The sequence below is a fragment of the Treponema sp. JC4 genome (assembly GCF_000260795.1).
Taxonomy (GTDB): domain Bacteria; phylum Spirochaetota; class Spirochaetia; order Treponematales; family Treponemataceae; genus Treponema_D.
In genome coordinates, this window is record NZ_AJGU01000116.1 from 1 (window position 1) to 809 (window position 809).

At 33.4% G+C, this 809-nt stretch carries 1 protein-coding gene; it reads left to right on the top strand.

All coding sequences use genetic code 11. The features are described 5' to 3' along the window. Positions 1–12: 12 nt before the first annotated feature. Positions 13–809, top strand: a 797-nt coding sequence (locus tag MSI_RS14830; protein WP_202799351.1) for a hypothetical protein, incomplete at its 3' end; no start/stop codon positions are given.

Genomic DNA, 809 nt, shown 5'->3' on the forward strand with positions numbered 1-809 from the left:
GATTTTTGCGTAATGAATAATTCTGGTTTTCAGCGTGCAATTCCTGATTATCTAAAAACAATCGAAAAAATGAAGTTTCTTCTACCTAAAGATGCGGTCCTTTCTGCACGCTACGATTTTGATGCCGGTAACGTTACTTCATTTTATTATGAAGGCGAAGAAGTTCGTCAACGGGTAATTAAGGGAGTTAATTTTAGGGATGAAAAATATCTCTTTTCGAAACTTAACTATCTTTCTGGTAATGCAGATATTGAACCTGGAAGTAATTCTATTTTAATTAGCGAGCCTATTGCAAAAAAACTTGGTGTACAGACTGGTGATGAAATAATACTTTATCTTAGAACTTTACAGGGGTATATAAATACTGTACCTCTCGAAATTCATGGAATATTCCAGGACTCAAGTGTTTTTGGAATGTATACAAGCTATATGGATTTTGAATTTCTACGAGAAGCTTACGGTCATAATAAAAATTTTGCAAACAGAATTTGTGTAGAATTCCCGGAACGTAAGGGGCTTACTCAGAAAGAACTTATTAAAATACAAGCAGATTTTGAACAAAACTTCAGAATGTTCCCTCTTGTTAATGATAAAATGATCTTTTACAACGAAGGGGGGGGGATGCCTGCAGGAACTTTGGCAATTATTCCTCTAAAGGCAAATTTAAATGATGTAAAAATCCTTAAAAATGCAATGACGGCTATAATCAGTATGGTTATAATTCTTCTTGTAATTATTATTGTTGCAGGAATTGGCAGTACCTACCGAGTAATTATAATGAAACGTATTAATGAAATAGGTGTTTATAT